Below are 17,135 nucleotides of genomic sequence, written 5' to 3' on the forward strand. Positions count from 1 at the left end.
ATCCTCAATAACACTTAATCATTTTCAGGGGCTAAACGTGTCGCTATCTGCGTTAAAAAAATTCTCATTTAGAACAACTAAATAGCGAATATTTTGCCTTGCTATCAACACGTTTTTCCGTCCTCATAATAGATCACTTACTTATGCGGATTGGTATCAGTCTCTTTGCTTACGGTGTTTTTTACCCATACGCTTTTGCATTTTAGCAAACTTTTCTTGCTGCTCAGCGTTAAGCACCTGCATTACTTGATGCTGTGTTTTTAGTTTAATTAAACCAATTTCAGTGCCTTTTTCATGGCGTGCAGCTAATAGCTCTTTTGCAGCGTTTTCGTCAAATGTTGGAGCGCTAAGTAGTGCATCCATTTTAGCTTTATGCGCTTCGCGCTGTGCTTTACGTGTTTCTTTATCAGTGCCACGTAGTGCTTTCATTTGCGTTTTTTGCGCTTTAAAAATAGCTTCAAGCTTAGTTTGTTGCTCGTCAGTTAAATCAAGCTTGTCGGCACCGCGCTCAGATAATAAAAAACGCGCTTGAGAGTGGCCTTGCTTATCGTGCATGCCGCCTTTTGCTAATACGCTACCGGCACCAAGTGTAGCCGTTGCTAGACCACAAATAAGTACTAATTTTGAAAGTGTATTTACTTTAGTCATAATCATCACCTTAATATTGGATGGATTGAATTTGGTTGTGACTGCTAAGCCAGTGAGTTAACTATACCCCTTGCAACGCAAAGTAACGCAAAGCAGTGTAAAGGTTGTGTAAAGATTCACTTTTGCACAATTTACGAAGTAAAATAACCATATAGAAACTGCCTAAGGGTTTGAAATGAAGCTATTAATGATTGATGACGACACGGGTTTGTGCGAATTACTTACTGAGTATTTAGCCGCGCAAGGTTTTGAAGTACAAAGCGTTCACGATGGCGAGCAAGGCTTAAAACTTGCTCAAGCAAACGACTACGCGCTAATATTACTAGATGTCATGCTCCCCACCCTTGATGGTTTTGAGGTACTTAAACAGCTTAGGCAAACCAAGTTAACGCCGGTCATTATGCTCACTGCAAAAGGCGAAGACTTTGACCGCATTTTTGGCTTAGAGCTTGGCGCTGACGATTATATACCCAAACCCTTTAATCACCGTGAGTTGCTTGCTCGCGTAAAAGCGATTACTCGTCGCATAGAGCACATAAATAGCTTAAATGTTGCAACACCCAATAAAATAAATATAAACGGCATTACGGTTAATTTGGCAGCGCGTGAGGCAACCATTAGCGACCACCCCCTTACACTTACTGGCACAGAGTACGAGGTACTCGTGCTATTAATTAAAAATGCCGGCGAAGTTGTCAGTAAAGAGCAAATAAGCGAGGAAGTACTGGGCAGGCGCTTAGCCTCGTTTGATCGCTCAATTGATATGCACGTTAGCAATATTCGCAAAAAAATAGCCGAGCACATCCCAGGCGAGCGAATAAAAACAATGCGAGGTACAGGCTATGTTTTCATCCAAGGGGAGTAATAAGCATTACTTTGCCTGGCTAAAGCACCCTAGGCATTATTTATTTTTTAAAATATTTGCTTGGTTTTGGCTGACGATAACAGGGACTGTAGCAGCGCTTATATTTTTAAGTAACATTACTGCAATCAATGCTGTAAGCACTGAGTCTCTGCGTGGACCAATGAAAAAAAACCTAATTTACACAGCCAAAAGTATTGAGCGAAGTGTAACTAAGCACAAACGAACGCTTGCCGATGTTTTAACGCACCCTAGGCTTTCAAAACGCAAAATTTTATATTTAGCTACAGCGCAACCCGAAGACGCATTAAGTAATAAAGAGATACCCGCCGAAATAGACTTGAATTTACTTAGCTTTAGCCAAAACTTAGCACCACAGATTATTTTTACCGAAAAGTACCAAGCTTTTGGCCCAGTACTAATCACTGTGCCCGAGGGGCAATTTTACCTTTACGAAATCGATATTAACCACCAACCGCCTTTACTCATGCGTTTTAAGTTAATGCCAAATTGGATGAAAGTCTTGGTGGCTATTTTTGCCTCTTTAGTACTGAGTTTTATATTTAGCCGTAACTTAATTGCCCCAATTAACAGCCTTAAAAAAGCAGCCATAAAACTGTCATCAGGCGACTTATCAGCGCGTGTTGCCATACCTGCTAACAGAAAAGACGAATTAGGGGTGCTTGGCCGCGACTTTAACAGTATGGCCAATCAGCTTGAGCAACTTATTAGTGCCCAAAAGCGTTTGCTTGCTGATATATCTCACGAGTTGCGCTCCCCACTTACGCGTTTAAAAATGGCCACAGGCCTTGCTCAAATGCAAGCCAACGAGGCAAGCCAATCGTATTTATTGCGGATTGAAAAAGAAGCGAATCAACTTGATAAAATGATTGCTGATGTACTGCAAGTGTCGCGTTTAGAAGCGCAAAGCCAAGCACTGTCTCTTCAAAAGCAGTCGTTAAAAGATATAGTAGAGCACGTATTAAACGATGCACAGTTTGAAGCTAAACAAAATACTAAAACACTCACATTTAGCGGCAGTGCCGATGTTATGCTCAGTTGCGATGAGTCGTTAATAGCCAGTGCACTCGAAAACTTATTACGCAATGCAATAAAATACGCACACAGCAATATTAGCTTTAACGTACACTATAACAGCAAAATTTATATTGAAATTTGCGACGACGGACCAGGCGTGCCAAATGATCAATTAAGCAAGCTTTGTGAGCCCTTTTTTAGACAATCTGACGCCCGCGACCGAGTAAGTGGTGGCACAGGGCTTGGCTTAGCCATCGCTAAAAATGCTATTATTGCGCATGGTGGTAGTTTAGCGTTATCAAATAAAGAAAATGGTGGTTTATGTGCCAACATAACCTTACCAATAACTAAAGAGTAACCCATGTTTTGTAGCAGTGAAAGTGAGCTTGAAAATAACCAATCTGCAATTGAAGAATTTTTTGAAAACACACTCATTAAATCTAACTTAAAAACCTTGCATGGCAAATTATTTTACGCCTATGCAAAACCCGCTAATGCAAAAATGGCGTTAGTTATTAGTTCTGGCAGAGTAGAAGGCACTGATAAATATAAAGAGCTTTTGTGGGAGTTTTATAACAATGATTACGCTATTTTTATAATCGACCATCAAGGACAAGGTCGCTCTTATCGGCATTTAAGAAACAAGCACAAAGGCTATGTTAAAGACTTTCAAGATTACAGTGCAGATCTAAACCAATTTACTGAACAGGTTGTTAATGCTCACTGGCAAGGCAATAAAGCGTTAATAGCGCATTCGATGGGAGGAGCCATTGCGCTGCATTATTTAGCAACCTATACGCATGATTACAAAGGGGTATTTTTGTCAGCTCCCATGTTAAATATTTTTACCAAAAAGGTGCCTCGTTTTTCGACTACTTTGGCCGTCAACATAGCTAAAATTTTAGGCTTTCAATACAGCTATGCCTTTGGGCAAAAAAACTATATTCCCTTAAATTTTGACCTAAACGTGCTAACAAGTAGTGAAATACGTTACAAACAATTTAGGCAAACCTATCATGCTACACCTTCGTTGCAGCTTGGCGGGGTAACCTATGGGTGGTTGCATGCTGTTATTAAGTTTTTGCCATCAGTAGATAAGCTAAATATTACTATTCCAATGTATATTGCTAAAGCCGAAAAAGATGAAGTAGTTAATAACACGGCACTTGATAAGCTGGCAAACAGCCATGAAAATGCATCTATTGAAAGCTTCAAAGATGCTAAGCACGAACTTTTTTTTGAACGAGACGAAATTCGTAAACTAGCACTCAAAAGTTTATACACATTTTGCGAGTCGATTAATCTTTAATAACAACAGATAGTGGGTCGAGGTGGATAAGTATATCAACCTCAGACTCAAAGCAATCAGCAATCATTTTTTCGACTTCGTCAGCCACATTATGAGCTCGAATTAACGATAAATCGTCATCTAACTCTAAGTGCATTTGTATAAACTTGATCTTTCCACCTTGGCGAGTGCGGATGTCGTGTACGCCATAAACATCTTGATGCTTATTCGCTATATCGTAAATGCTTTGCTTTTCTTCGTCTGGCAGCTCTTTATCCATTAAATGATCAGCGCTATCACGTGCTATATCCCAGCTGTTGTAAAGCAAATAACCGGCTACACCAATAGCAAATAGTGGATCAGCATATAACACCCCATAGTATGAGAGCAAAATAGCCAGTAATACCGCAGCATTTAAAATTAAATCCCCTTTATAATGCACCGAGTCTGCTTTTATAGCGATAGACTCGGTATGTTTAACTACTTTAGTTTGAAAAAACACAATCACTAACGTACACGCAATAGCAAATACACTTACCCACACGCCAAGCAATGAATGACTTAATACGATGGGGTTGAATAAACGCTCAATGCCATGAAATGCTAATAAGCACCCAGAGCCAGCTATAAATGCAGCTTGACCAAGCCCTGCAAGCGCTTCTGCTTTACCATGGCCAAAACGGTGATCGTCATCGGCTGGACGCAGTGCGTAGCCAAGTACTAAAAAACTCATAGCAGTGGCTGTAATATCCATTAAAGAGTCGGTCAACGAGCCAAGCATAGAGGCCGAACCCGATGCCAACCAAGCCCAAGCTTTGGCCGCTATCATTAAGCTCACCATAACCATGGTCACTATGCTTGATGTTTTAACCCAAAATTCGTAACTACGGTGATGCACGTTAATATTCACTACTTGCGGTATTCAATGGCGCGAGTATATCATTTTTTTTACCGGTTTCGTGTATACTGCCAAACGTCAAATTATAGATTAATAGAAAGGCGCATTATGCTGGATATCGTTTTATATCAACCTGAAATCCCACCAAATACAGGAAATATCATACGCTTGTGTGCAAACACAGGTTACTCATTGCATTTAATTGAGCCATTAGGTTTTGAGTGGGACGATAAGCGAGTAAAACGTGCAGGTCTTGATTACCATGAGTTTAGCAATGTTCAGCGACATGCATCGTTTGAGGCATACCTTGAAAAATGCCAACCTAAAAAAGTCTATGCATGTACCACTAAAGGCAGCCAGCTTCATCACGAAGCAAGCTACGAAGCCGGTGACTGCTTAGTATTTGGTCCAGAAACTCGTGGTCTACCCGATGAAATGATTCAAGCATTACCTAACAATCAACGTGTACGTATTCCTATGCAGCCGAATAGCCGCAGTATGAATCTATCAAATTCGGTTGCTGTATTTATTTACGAATCTTGGCGACAACTGGGGTTTGTTGGAGGCAAGTAATACCAATTTGCTTAATTAATTGATCTGTTTTGAGGTTAGAAAAACGTGTTGATAGCTAGGCAAAAATTTTCTATTTAATTTAAAAGAAAATTTTTTAACAAAGGTAGCGACACGTTTAGTCCTGCAAAATGGTATAAGTATTATTGCACATTGGTATCATGCTAGACTCATCAAATTAAAGCCTAACTAAAAGGCCGAGGTTATTCGGCCTTTTGTTCTCGGCCTAATAGGGCCATAGCAGCTTCTTTCATATCTTTACTTTCGTAAAGTACTTTATAGATTTGCTCTGTGATTGGCATTTCTACACCGGCGCGCTGAGCTAATAAATACACTTCTTTTGTATTTCTAAAGCCTTCTACAACTTGCCCGATAGACTCAATAGCAGCGTCTACTCCTTCACCTTTGCCTAATGCTAGACCAAAGCGTCGGTTACGTGATTGATTATCGGTACAGGTTAAGATTAAATCACCAAGCCCTGCCATCCCCATAAAGGTTTCTTGCTTTGCGCCTAAGGCGCACCCTAAGCGTGTTAATTCAGCCAAGCCACGGGTGATCAACGCGGTACGCGCATTAGCACCAAAGCCAACCCCATCCGACATACCCGCGCCGATAGCGATTACATTTTTAACCGCTCCACCTAACTGAATGCCAATAAAGTCATCGTTGTTATACACACGGAACGAGCGCCCACAATGGAGTAAACCTGCAAGTTGTTGCGCAAACTCCGTTGAAGTAGACGAGACCGATATTGCGGTAGGTAGCCCCATCGCCATTTCTTTAGCAAAAGTTGGACCTGATAAAACCGCAAGCGGTATTGCATCACCCAGTTCTTGCAGGGCAACCTCTTGTAACAAACGCCCAGTGTTTGGCTCAAGCCCTTTAGTTGCCCACGCCACTTGCGCACCTTCAACCAGTGCTGGCTTTATTTGCTGCAAAGTATCGGCAAAGGCGTGACTTGGCACAACCACAAGTACAATAGCACTACTCGCTACGGCTTGTTGTAAATCGGCTTGTAATACAAGAGTGTCAGGGAATGGTACATCAGGAAGGTAACGTTGATTTTTCCGCTCAGCTGCAAGCGTAGCAACGTCGTCGCTATTGCGACCCCAAAGTGTCACTCGGTGACCATTTCGGGCTAAGCAAATAGCAAGAGCGGTGCCGTAAGACCCCGCTCCCAATACAGTAACAGCTGAAGTTGCTGTACTCATAGATTATGCGTCTGCTGAAACCTGCTCAGCTTGCGCAGTACGTTGTTGCATGTATTGTGCAAATAACGCATCAAAGTTCACTGGCGCAAGGTTAAGCTGTGGGAAAGTACCACGGTTAACAAGATTAGATACGGCTTCACGCGCGTATGGGAATAACACGTTAGGGCAGTATGCACCTAGCATATGTGCTAGTTGTACTTCTTCAAGCTCACCCACAGTAAAAATACCAGCTTGCTGAATTTCACATAAAAACGCAGTTTCTTCACCAATAGAGGCAGTAACAGTTAATGCTAAAACAACTTCGAACACACCTTCGTCTAATTTATTAGAGCGAGTGTCTAAGTCTAATTTAACTTCTGGCGTCCATTCTTTTTGAAAAATCGCAGGCGAGTTAGGCGTTTCAAACGATACATCTTTAGTGTAAATACGTTGAATCGCAAATTGTGCGCCACCCTCTTGTGCTGCTGCGTTTTGATTTTCTTCGTTCATTGTGCTTCCTACGTGTTAGTTTTTATAATTAAAATTAAGCATTTAGCTTAGCGTCAAGTTTACCTTGCGCTTCAATAGCCATCATGTCGTCGCAGCCACCGATATGTTCATCATTAATAAAAATTTGCGGTACTGTGCTTGCGCCACCTGCTTTGGTAATCATTTCGTCGCGAAGCTCTGGTTGAACACCAATATCGATATTTGTGTACTCAACGCCTTTACTGTTTAAAAGTGCAAGAGCACGTTGGCAAAATGGACAATACGCTTTGGTGTATAAAACAACATTACTCATAATAAATCCTCTATCGGTACTACTAAACTGATTAGCGACCTGTTGTAGTTGGAAGGCTGGCTGATTGCCACGACCCCATACCACCTGATAATACATAAACCGATTCAAAGCCTGCTTTATGCATTGCATTAGCAACGCCTTGTGCAGTCATGCCCGTGGCACATACTAGTATAATGGGTTTACTCTTGTGCTTTTCAAGGCTAGAAAAGTCAGATTGTTTTGCTTTTTCAGGGCTTAAGTGTTCAGCGCCCGCTATACGACCAGCGTTAAACTCTTTTTGAGCGCGAATATCGACTACTTTGCCATCTTCACGGTTAATAAGAAGTGTTAATTGCTGTGGATTTATTTCTTTCACCGCTGAAAGTTTACTTTTAATCCAACCGCTTACAATAAGAAATACAATACCAACCCAAGCTAGGCTTAAAATAGGATGATTTGTAATAAATTCAATATATTGATCCATTCTACTTCCACTATGAAATTATGTTCTAAACCTAGGGCGTGTTGGCCTTTGTGGATTGAAATTTGTTCAATCTAGGGGCGATTAAATCGCGGCGCGAGGTTTGTAACCTAGTGGGCTAAGTAAAAACCGAGCAAAGCTTCCGCGTCCTGCTCACGCCCTTACCTACATCCATGTAGGTAACAAAGAGGTAATAGTCCCTAGAAAGAACCCAACGGGCAGCGCATGTTTGGTATTTATGCTACGTTATCGCCTATTTATGGGGAATAACCACACCTCATAGGCTCTGCCTTACCTAAAAACCAAACATACTGCTGCAAATTCAGCCACCAAAGCGCAACACGCCCTAATATTCTAGGTATTTTGTACTTTAGCCACGCAAGTATACCCAAACCAAGTTAAAATGCGAGTTTGCTGCAGTTTAAAAACACATAAAGCGCCCCATATAAATAGTATGTAAAAATTTAATATCTTGTTTTCAGTGCTGATTCTATCGCTAAAACACGGTATGCTAAAACTAACCAGATAACCTTTCGGCGCACAGTACCCATCAACAGGTGCTAATTTTCAGGAGCGATTATGACAGAGCATAAAAAACCACTGGTATTAATGATTTTAGACGGTTGGGGTTACCGCGAAGAAGAGCAAAGTAATGCAATTCTTGCAGCAAACACCCCTGTCTTAGACAACCTATGGGCAACCCGTCCACATACATTAATTTCAGGCTCAGGATTAGATGTAGGCTTACCTGAAGGGCAAATGGGTAACTCAGAAGTAGGCCATGTAAACCTAGGTGCTGGCCGCATTGTTTATCAAGACTTTACCCGTATTACCAAAGCGATTAACGATGGCGAGTTTGACTCAACACCTGCACTTGTTGAAAACATCGACAAAGCAATAAATGCAGGTAAAGCAGTACATATTATGGGTTTATTAAGCCCAGGAGGTGTGCACAGCCATGAAGATCATATTGTCGCCAGTATTGAATTAGCAGCTAAGCGTGGTGCAAAAGAAGTGTACTTCCATGGTTTTTTAGATGGCCGTGATACACCACCGCGCAGCGCTAAAGCCTCAATAGAACGTATAGAAGCCCTATTCGCCGATCTAAATTGTGGGCGCTTAGCATCGTTAGTGGGTCGCTATTACGCAATGGACAGAGACAACCGCTGGGACCGCGTAGAAAAAGCCTATAATGTAATGACACTCGGTGAAGGTGAATTTAACTATGCTGATGGTGTAACAGCATTAGAAGCCGCGTATGAGCGTGACGAAAACGATGAATTTGTAGCACCAACGACAATCAATCCTCAAGGCACAGACACGGCACAAATTAACGATGGTGACACCATAATCTTTGCTAACTTTAGAGCCGACCGTGCCCGTGAAATTACCCGCGCTTTTGTAGAGCCTGACTTTGATGGGTTTGAAAAGAAAAAATCACCGCAGCTTAGCGCTTTTGTAATGATGACTGAATATGCAGCCGATATTAATGCCCCTGTCGCATTTGGTCCTACACCACTTGTAAACGTATTAGGCGAATGGCTTGAAAAGAATGGTAAAACGCAACTGCGTATATCGGAAACAGAAAAATACGCTCACGTTACGTTTTTCTTTAGTGGCGGACGCGAAGATGAATTTGAAGGCGAATCGCGTGAATTAATTCCTTCTCCACAGGTTGCAACTTACGACCTACAGCCAGAAATGAACTCAGAAATGTTAACCGATAAACTTATTGAAGCCATTAAAAGCGGTAAGTTTGATGCCATTATTTGTAATTACCCGAATGGCGATATGGTTGGCCACTCTGGCGTATTCGAAGCAGCCGTTAAAGCCTGTGAAGCCGTGGATGCATGTATAGGTCGAGTAGTAGAGGCGCTAGATGAGTTTGGCGGTGAAGCGCTAATAACGGCCGATCATGGTAATGCTGAGCAAATGGCCAGCCCTACAACTGGGCAAGCACATACAGCACACACCAGTGAGCCTGTGCCGTTTATTTATGTAGGACGCGATGCAACACCAAGTGAAGGTAAAGCATTAAGTGATGTTGCCCCTACCATGCTACATCTTATGGGTATGGAGCAACCAAGCGAAATGACTGGCACACCAATCATGACGTTGAAATAACACATGAACAAGCCAGTGAATTGGTTTAGTGTTTATACCTTGGTATTGGTTTCGTTAGTGGTTGCACCTGCATCCGCTAACGAAAACCGCACTAAAAAAGACCTATCCGAAGTACAATCTGCCTTAGAACAAAGCCAAGCAGAATTTAAAGCACAACAAAAGAAAATTGCTGCACTGCAAAAAAACTTAAAAAAACACGAGCTAGAAATAGCTAAAAATGCCAAAGCCCTCAATATGGCTGAGCAATCGGTAAAAGAGACAGAGCAAAAACAACAAGTACAGCTACAAAAAGCACAGCAATTAAAATCCCAGCAGGCAAAATTTCAAGCCGTTTTAGCTGCCCAGCTAAAAAGTGCTTACATGGCTGGGGGCGACGACTATCCCAAAATGCTGCTAAACCAGCAAGATACGGCTAAATTTGAGCGTACCTTAAGCTATTACAACTATTTAAATAAAGCACGTATAGAGCAAATTGAAGAGCTTAAAGTACTGCAACAACACATTGCAGATAACCAAGCTGCACTTGCAAAAACAAAACAAAAGTTAGCCGCTTTATTTGAAGAACAAAAAAGGCGCCAAAATGCGCTAGTAAATGCCCAAAGCGAGCGCCAAACCAATCTTAAAAACCTACAAGCACAGCTCAACAACACCAAAAGCTCGATTAATTACTTAAAAGATAACGAACAAACTTTAATCTCTACTATCAAAGAGCTTGAGCAAGAAAAAAGCCAAAAAATTGAATTACTTGGCCTTAATAAAAGTAAGGGCAAGCTTAATTGGCCCAGCAAAGGGAAGCTAAAGCACACCTTTGGCCAACGTAAACATGGCGGTATAGACTGGAAAGGCGTATTGATCGGCGCCAAAGAAGGCACCAATGTCAACAGTATTAACAATGGCCAAGTTGTATTTGCTGATTGGCTAAAAGGTTTTGGCTGGGTAATTGTGGTTGATCACGGCGAAGGCTTTATGAGCCTGTATGGCCATGCACAAACTTTACTAAAAGATGTAGGCGATATGGTCCGCGAAGGCGAAACACTCGCTTTAGTAGGTCAAAGCGGCGGGCAGTCGAGTTCTGGTCTATACTTTGAAATACGCCACAAAGGACGCGCAGTAAATCCTGTTAAATGGTGCAGACGTATTTAAGTGAATAAAGCAGCTGCACCGCATTAGGAGCAGCTGATGACTCATAAAATACTACAAATCCGATTATTTCCCGCTTCTTGTACGCGCTATTCGTTTTTATTGTGTTCACTTGCCTTTATTGCTGTTTTTTGCTTTAGCAATCCGTTACTTGCCGGCTCAGTTAAAGACCTCAAAAGCCAGCAAATTTCTGAAATACTCTTTAATATTAAAGCCTATTATGTTGATGACCTACCGCTTACAAAAAGTGCAGAGGATGCCTTCAATAATCAACAGGTAGAGATGTTATTAAACCAGCTGGATCCTTACTCCAAATACCTTAATGAAAATGACTTAGACGCCTTATTTAACAATACAAATGGTCAATACACCGGCGTGGGCATAGAAGTAAAAGAGGTTGATGATAACATTACTATTGTGGGGGTGGTTAAAAACTCCCCAGCCAAAAAAGCGGGTATTTTAGCGGGTGATATTATAGTTAATGTAAATGGTACAAGCACACAAACCCGCAGTTTAAAGCAGGTAGCTTCGCTCATAAAAGATGATAGTTTCAGTACTGTTAAACTAACTATAAAGCGTGCGCAATACCAAAGAACACTAAGCTTTACAGTCGACCGCAGAGAAATAAATTTAGAAAGCGCCTCTAGCCAATTACTCGATTCGGGCGCTGGTTATTTAGCTATTAATAACTTTTCTAATCACACCTTACACGAAGTGGCGCTACAGGTAGCTGCACTTAAAAATGATTATCGCACACCACTTAAAGGGTTAGTGATTGATCTACGCGACAACCCCGGTGGTACTTTACAAAGCGCAGTGGCAGTAGCGGATTTATTTTTACAAAGCGGCACTATAGTCACCACTAAAGGGCGCTATTATGATGCTAACCAAGCCTATTACGCTAAACGGGGCGACATACTCAAAGGAATACCTATTGTGGTACTTATTAATGAAAACTCAGCGTCTGCTGCTGAGATACTTGCTGCAGCTTTAAAAGACAACAAGCGCGCTAAAGTGGTTGGTAATCAGTCTTATGGCAAAGGCTCAGTGCAATCCTTAATACCACTTGGTGATGGCAACACGGCACTAAAATTAACAACAGCCAAATACTTTACACCTGCGGGCATATCAATTGAAGGCGTGGGAGTCACGCCGGATGTAGCAATTGCGCAAGCAACCCTTCCACAATCAAATAAAGCCGTTATAATAAAAAATGAGCAGAACAAAAATACACCACAGTTTGAACATGAAATACTGGGCGACTTGCAGTTAGTAAAAGCTAAACAATTACTTAGTATGCAATAGTAAATCTCAATAAACTAAAAAGATAATAAAAACTATAAACGTGAAAATAATAAAATGGCTGTTGTTGGCTACCTGCTTTATATCTAGCACTGCTTGGGCAAAGCAAATAGCCATCGTAATTGATGATATTGGCTATCATCAGCGAGATTTAGAATTTCTTACCTTACCTGGGCAATTGTCATATTCAATTTTGCCCCACACCCCCTACTCTCAAATTTTTGCGAGCCTTGCTAGCCAAGCAAATAAAGAGCTGTTATTACATGTACCCATGCAAGCCTTAAACGGTAAAGCACTCGGCCCTGGCGGGCTTACAGTTAATATGGATAAAGAACAGCTACAAAAAACCTTAGGCACGGCACTAGCCAGCCTACCCCAGGTAAAAGGGGTCAATAATCATATGGGCTCGGCGCTAACTCAGCACAGCCAAGCCATGAAGTGGACTATGGAAGTACTAAAAAAACGTAATTTATTCTTTTTAGATAGCCGCACTACCGACCTAAGTCAGGCACAAAATGCAGCAAATTTTATCGGGGTTGAAAATATTGGCCGCCATGTGTTTTTAGACAATATAACAACGCATGACCAGCTACAGCTGAGGTTGGATGAACTAAAACACAAAGCAACAAAGCACCACTTTGCTATTGCCATTGCTCATCCGTATCCTGAAACCATCGACTTTTTACGCCAAGCTCTGCCTAAGCTCACTCAGCAGGGTTTTGAGTTAGTGCCGGTATCGCAGTTAGTACACAAAAAGTATATACAATTAGCCCAAGGTAAAGGGATTAACGCCAGGTAGCTGTGGGTGGTATTTTAAGTATATTTAAGCCATACAACCAAGCTGATAAAACAATAAAATTGATTGAAATACTTACAGCCACAAAGCAAAAGCCCCGCATATAATGCAGGGCTTTTTAAAATTACTATTTTTGCGCTATTAGCTCATAGCACTTTGCAGCTTTTTCATTGCTGTTTTTTCAAGCTGGCGAACACGTTCAGCTGACACACTGTATTTTTCAGCAAGTTCTTGCAGTGTTGCTTTGTCATCAGACAACCAGCGTGCACTAACAATGTCTTGCGAGCGTTCATCTAGCGTTTTAAGCGCGCTGAACAAGCGTGTATGAGATTGTTCTTGCCATTGTTGCTGCTCAATATCATCAGCTAAATCAGTTGAACCATCTGTTAAGTATTGCACTGGTGAATACGTGCTTGTTGGCGCGTCATCGTTATCGTCGCCCGTTAAGTCAAAGCCCATGTCTTGGCCGCTCATACGCGATTCCATTTCACGAACTTCTTTTTCACTCACACCTAGCTCATTGGCTACAGTACTTACTTCAGCTTGGTTAAACCAACCTAAACGTTTTTTGTTTTTACGAAGATTGAAAAACAATTTACGTTGCGCTTTAGTGGTCGCTACTTTTACGATGCGCCAATTTTTAAGCACAAACTCATGAATCTCTGCTTTAATCCAATGAACAGCAAACGACACTAAACGTACGCCCACACTAGGGTTGAAACGCTTAACCGCTTTCATCAGGCCTATGTTGCCCTCTTGGATTAAGTCTGCTTGTGGTAAACCATAACCCGAGTAGCTTTTAGCAATATGTGCTACAAAGCGTAAATGCGACATAATGAGTTGCTTTGCAGCACTAAGATCGCCTTCTTCTTGAAGTCGTGTTGCTAGCTCTTTCTCTTGCTCAGCTTTAAGCATAGGAATAGTACTAACCGCTTGAAGGTAGCCGTCCATACTTGCGCTTTGTTGCCCAACTGTAAGTGCCATTGCGTATAAATCTTTACTCATTTTTCACCTCGGTGATAAACATTTGAAACCATCTTAGCACTCTTTCTCTAAGAGTGCTAACCCCAATTTAAAACTTTTTTTAAGCGTAAATCAAGCGGTTTTTTAGTGTAAGTTAAGTCTACTACATGCGACTGAATAAGTGATGAACTAAGGGATTGCAGAGATTAGCGTAAACATAACAGCACATTTACAACTAATCTCTATTAAGGATAATAATACACAAAAATGATAATTTTGAGTCAGCCATTAGCAGGCGTTGTTATACTTTGTCTGGCTCAATCTCTTTAATATACCGGTTAACTGATAAATAAGAACCGACAAAGCCTAAGCTGGTTGCTAATAATACCAAGGCGCCAAACTCATTAAGTGTTAACCCAATTAACGAAAAACTTGTTTGATACACGCCAGCAACACTACTTACAGCACTTGTTAACCACCACATCATTAGGGCAATACAAATAAAGGCAAATAAACCACCTATTACACCATACCAAATACCCGTCCATAAAAATGGGGCATGTATAAACGTATTGGTAGCCCCTACCAACTTCATTACCTGTATTTCTTCTTTTTTATCCATAATAGATAAACGAATCGTGTTACCAATTATAAGGGTGACAGAGGTAAGAAGTAACAGCGCAATTGTTATAACACTTTCTTTTAATAAGTCTAACAAAGCATTCAGGCGCTCAAGCCATGCAATATCAAGCTTACCAAAATCTACCTCGCGCTCGTTTTCAAGTTTTGTAAGCAGTGCTTTAGCTGCATTGGGCTGGCGATGTCGTTTAGTAGGTGTAACCAATACAACATCGGGAAGTGGATTGCTATCTAGGTATTCTAAAGCCTGCCCAAACCCGGACACGTCTTTAAATTCAGTTAGCGCTTGTTGCTTAGAAATAAATTCAACACTGTCTACCTCGGCGTAAAGTGCTAAACGCTTTACTAAGGTTTGTGTTTCTTGCTCACTCATGCTTTCTTTTACAAAAAGTGATATTTCGCTAGCTTCTTCAAACCCGCTACTGACTTGCTGTACATTTTTTACAACTAAATACAGGGTTGCAGGTAATGTTAAACTTAGGCCAAGTACAGCAATTGTCATTAATGATGCAAGTGGTGTACGCCACATTTCACCTAAACTGTGTACGCCTTGGCGAAAAATATTAATAATAAAAAAATAACCACCTGCAATCGCTGATTTTTTTTGTTTATCGTTGGAGTTTTGTCGCCCTTTAAATAACAAGCTCACAGTGCTACCTCCGCAAGTGGGTCTTCAAGCATACGGCCATCTTTTAGAGTCAGGCTACGGTATTTCAAACGAGAAACAAGACCAAGATCGTGCGTTGCTATAAGTACGGTGGTACCGTGTTTATTAAAATCTTCAAACAGCCTTAATATTTCCATAGATAATTCTGGGTCAAGGTTACCCGTTGGTTCGTCAGCTAATAAAATAGGCGGAGAATTTACAATCGCCCTGGCAATACCTACCCGCTGCTGCTCACCACCTGAGAGCGTAGAAGGATGGCATTTCACTTTATCTAATAGCCCGACTTTATCTAACGCCCCATGTACCCGCTTAGCAATATACTTATGGTGTGTACCTTCAATGATCAACGGCAATGCAACGTTATCAAAAACGGTGTAGCGCTCTAACAAACGATGATTTTGAAAAATAATTCCAATATCGCGGCGCGCATAAGGAATTTGCCGAGAATTTACTTTATTTAAATCAACACCGTTAATTGAAACGCTTCCAGCAGAAGGGCGTTCCATCAAGCTAATGAGCTTTAATAAGGTGCTTTTACCCGCACCACTGTGACCTGTTAAAAAGGCCAGTTCGCCAGGCTTAATATGAAATGTAACTTTTTCGAGAGCACGATGCCCCCCCGGATAGGTTTTACTTACTTGCTGAAAATTTATCATTTTTATTATGCCAGTCCCAAATTTGTAAAATGGAATTCCTTGCAATTAAAAAGGGAGTAAGCTCCCTTTTATTTATTAAACGTCGTCCTCATCTTGGCTAAATAAAGCATCAATAAAGTCATCGCTTTTAAATGCGCGCAAATCATCAATACCTTCACCCACACCAATGTAACGAATAGGAATATTAAACTTGTCTGCAACAGCAAATATAACCCCACCTTTAGCTGTACCATCAAGTTTTGAAAGGGTAATACCGGTTAAACCGACACACTGATTAAATAGGTTTACTTGGCTGATTGCATTTTGACCTGTACCAGCATCAATAGTTAGCATAACTTCATGCGGTGCATCAGGGTCAATTTTCTTCATTACGCGGGCTATTTTTTCAAGCTCTTGCATGAGGTTATCTTTATTTTGCAACCGCCCTGCTGTATCAGCGATTAACACATCAACATTGCGTGCTTTAGCGGCTTGAAATGCGTCAAACACTACTGAAGCACTATCTGCGCCAGTATGCTGGGCAATCACAGGAATGCTGTTACGCTCTCCCCACACTTGCAGCTGCTCTACTGCTGCTGCACGGAACGTATCACCTGCGGCCAACATAACTGACTTACCTTCATTTTGAAACTGCTTAGCCAACTTACCAATAGTAGTTGTTTTACCTACGCCGTTTACACCTACCATTAATATAACAAATGGTTTTTTATCTGTGTTTACAACAAGCGGTTGCTCTGCTGTTTTAAGCATGGTGGCCATTTCTTGCTTCATAAGCTCATAAAGCGCATCGCCATCTTTAAGCTGTTTGCGATCGGCGGCATCAGTTAGGCTATCAATCAGCTTCATGGTGGTATCAACACCTAAGTCGGCGGTAAGAAGCTGTGTTTCTAGATCTTCAAATAGATCATCATCTATTTTTTTACCACTAAAAATAGAGGCAAAACCAGAGCCTATATTTACACGGGTTTTTAATAGCCCTTTTTTAAGACGTGAAAAAAATCCCTCTTTTTTAGGCTTTTCAGCAAGTTTAGCCTCTTCTTTTGCAAGCTCTGCCGTAATACGTTCTTGCTCTAAACGCTCAGCCTCTGCTTG

Annotated in this window: 18 protein-coding genes; 8 read left to right on the plus strand and 10 right to left on the minus strand. The window is 41.3% G+C overall.

Annotation, left to right across the window (positions count from 1 at the left end):
- Window positions 1-156: 156 nt before the first annotated feature.
- The gene (locus tag CWC17_RS12750) at window positions 157-648 is read right to left on the minus strand and encodes a Spy/CpxP family protein refolding chaperone (protein ID WP_138613232.1); all 492 of its coding nucleotides are present in this window, start codon (window positions 646-648) and stop codon (window positions 157-159) included.
- Between the two features lie 175 nt (window positions 649-823).
- Here CWC17_RS12750 and CWC17_RS12755 point away from each other — a divergent pair, with 175 nt between their 5' ends.
- Genes CWC17_RS12755 through CWC17_RS12765 form a run of 3 tightly spaced genes read left to right on the plus strand, consistent with a single transcriptional unit; the run spans window position 824 to window position 3,857 of the window.
- On the plus strand, window positions 824-1,513 hold the full coding sequence (locus CWC17_RS12755; RefSeq protein WP_138613234.1) for a response regulator transcription factor: 690 nt from the start codon (window positions 824-826) through the stop codon (window positions 1,511-1,513).
- The gene (locus CWC17_RS12760) at window positions 1,491-2,906 is read left to right on the plus strand and encodes an ATP-binding protein (protein ID WP_055014744.1); all 1,416 of its coding nucleotides are present in this window, start codon (window positions 1,491-1,493) and stop codon (window positions 2,904-2,906) included. The genes CWC17_RS12755 and CWC17_RS12760 overlap by 23 nt, the downstream gene beginning before the upstream one ends.
- 3 nt (window positions 2,907-2,909) lie before the next feature.
- Entirely contained in the window at window positions 2,910-3,857 is a 948-nt protein-coding gene (locus CWC17_RS12765) for an alpha/beta fold hydrolase (protein WP_138613236.1), read from the plus strand.
- Here the strand turns inward: CWC17_RS12765 and CWC17_RS12770 are convergent.
- The gene (locus CWC17_RS12770) at window positions 3,847-4,734 is read right to left on the minus strand and encodes a cation diffusion facilitator family transporter (RefSeq protein ID WP_283956922.1); all 888 of its coding nucleotides are present in this window, start codon (window positions 4,732-4,734) and stop codon (window positions 3,847-3,849) included. The two genes, CWC17_RS12765 and CWC17_RS12770, sit on opposite strands and share 11 nt — an antisense overlap.
- A 108-nt stretch (window positions 4,735-4,842) precedes the next feature.
- Here CWC17_RS12770 and trmL point away from each other — a divergent pair, with 108 nt between their 5' ends.
- On the plus strand, window positions 4,843-5,307 hold the full coding sequence (trmL, locus tag CWC17_RS12775) for a tRNA (uridine(34)/cytosine(34)/5-carboxymethylaminomethyluridine(34)-2'-O)-methyltransferase TrmL (protein ID WP_055014742.1): 465 nt from the start codon (window positions 4,843-4,845) through the stop codon (window positions 5,305-5,307).
- A 200-nt stretch (window positions 5,308-5,507) separates the two neighbouring features.
- Here the strand turns inward: trmL and gpsA are convergent, their stop codons facing one another.
- From gpsA to CWC17_RS12795, 4 genes are read right to left on the minus strand one after another with little or no spacing between them, the layout of a single operon-like run.
- Entirely contained in the window at window positions 5,508-6,515 is a 1,008-nt protein-coding gene (gene gpsA / locus CWC17_RS12780; protein ID WP_138542622.1) for an NAD(P)H-dependent glycerol-3-phosphate dehydrogenase, read from the minus strand.
- 3 nt (window positions 6,516-6,518) lie between these two features.
- On the minus strand, window positions 6,519-7,004 hold the full coding sequence (gene secB, locus CWC17_RS12785; protein ID WP_055014740.1) for a protein-export chaperone SecB: 486 nt from the start codon (window positions 7,002-7,004) through the stop codon (window positions 6,519-6,521).
- Window positions 7,005-7,038: 34 nt separating this feature from the next.
- Complete coding sequence (grxC, locus tag CWC17_RS12790; protein ID WP_055014739.1) at window positions 7,039-7,296, minus strand: glutaredoxin 3; 258 nt, start codon at window positions 7,294-7,296, stop codon at window positions 7,039-7,041.
- Window positions 7,297-7,327: 31 nt separating this feature from the next.
- Window positions 7,328-7,759, minus strand: a complete 432-nt coding sequence (locus CWC17_RS12795) for a rhodanese-like domain-containing protein (protein ID WP_055014738.1) — start codon at window positions 7,757-7,759, stop codon at window positions 7,328-7,330.
- Window positions 7,760-8,335: 576 nt separating this feature from the next.
- On the opposite strand from CWC17_RS12795, the gene gpmM reads away from it, so the two are divergent.
- From gpmM to CWC17_RS12815, 4 genes are read left to right on the plus strand one after another with little or no spacing between them, the layout of a single operon-like run.
- Window positions 8,336-9,880, plus strand: a complete 1,545-nt coding sequence (gene gpmM, locus CWC17_RS12800) for a 2,3-bisphosphoglycerate-independent phosphoglycerate mutase (protein WP_138613238.1) — start codon at window positions 8,336-8,338, stop codon at window positions 9,878-9,880.
- 3 nt (window positions 9,881-9,883) lie between these two features.
- Complete coding sequence (locus CWC17_RS12805) at window positions 9,884-11,023, plus strand: murein hydrolase activator EnvC family protein (protein ID WP_138613239.1); 1,140 nt, start codon at window positions 9,884-9,886, stop codon at window positions 11,021-11,023.
- 36 nt (window positions 11,024-11,059) lie between these two features.
- Window positions 11,060-12,325 (plus strand): S41 family peptidase, encoded by a 1,266-nt coding sequence (locus CWC17_RS12810; RefSeq protein ID WP_138613241.1) that lies wholly within the window; start codon window positions 11,060-11,062, stop codon window positions 12,323-12,325.
- 40 nt (window positions 12,326-12,365) lie between these two features.
- Window positions 12,366-13,121, plus strand: coding sequence for a divergent polysaccharide deacetylase family protein (locus CWC17_RS12815; RefSeq protein ID WP_055017928.1), 756 nt, complete (start codon window positions 12,366-12,368; stop codon window positions 13,119-13,121).
- A gap of 138 nt (window positions 13,122-13,259) precedes the next feature.
- Here the strand turns inward: CWC17_RS12815 and rpoH are convergent, their stop codons facing one another.
- The 4 genes from rpoH to ftsY form a co-directional block, all read right to left on the minus strand.
- Window positions 13,260-14,123, minus strand: a complete 864-nt coding sequence (gene rpoH, locus CWC17_RS12820; RefSeq protein WP_055014733.1) for an RNA polymerase sigma factor RpoH — start codon at window positions 14,121-14,123, stop codon at window positions 13,260-13,262.
- A gap of 259 nt (window positions 14,124-14,382) precedes the next feature.
- Window positions 14,383-15,369 (minus strand): permease-like cell division protein FtsX, encoded by a 987-nt coding sequence (gene ftsX, locus CWC17_RS12825; protein ID WP_055014732.1) that lies wholly within the window; start codon window positions 15,367-15,369, stop codon window positions 14,383-14,385.
- Entirely contained in the window at window positions 15,366-16,043 is a 678-nt protein-coding gene (gene ftsE, locus CWC17_RS12830; RefSeq protein WP_055014731.1) for a cell division ATP-binding protein FtsE, read from the minus strand. The genes ftsX and ftsE overlap by 4 nt, the downstream gene beginning before the upstream one ends.
- Before the next feature lie 75 nt (window positions 16,044-16,118).
- Window positions 16,119-17,135 (minus strand): signal recognition particle-docking protein FtsY (gene ftsY, locus CWC17_RS12835; protein ID WP_138613243.1); only part of this gene is annotated, 1,017 nt, incomplete at its 5' end.

This window comes from Pseudoalteromonas sp. S3785 (assembly GCF_005887365.1).
Classification (GTDB): Bacteria; Pseudomonadota; Gammaproteobacteria; order Enterobacterales; family Alteromonadaceae; genus Pseudoalteromonas.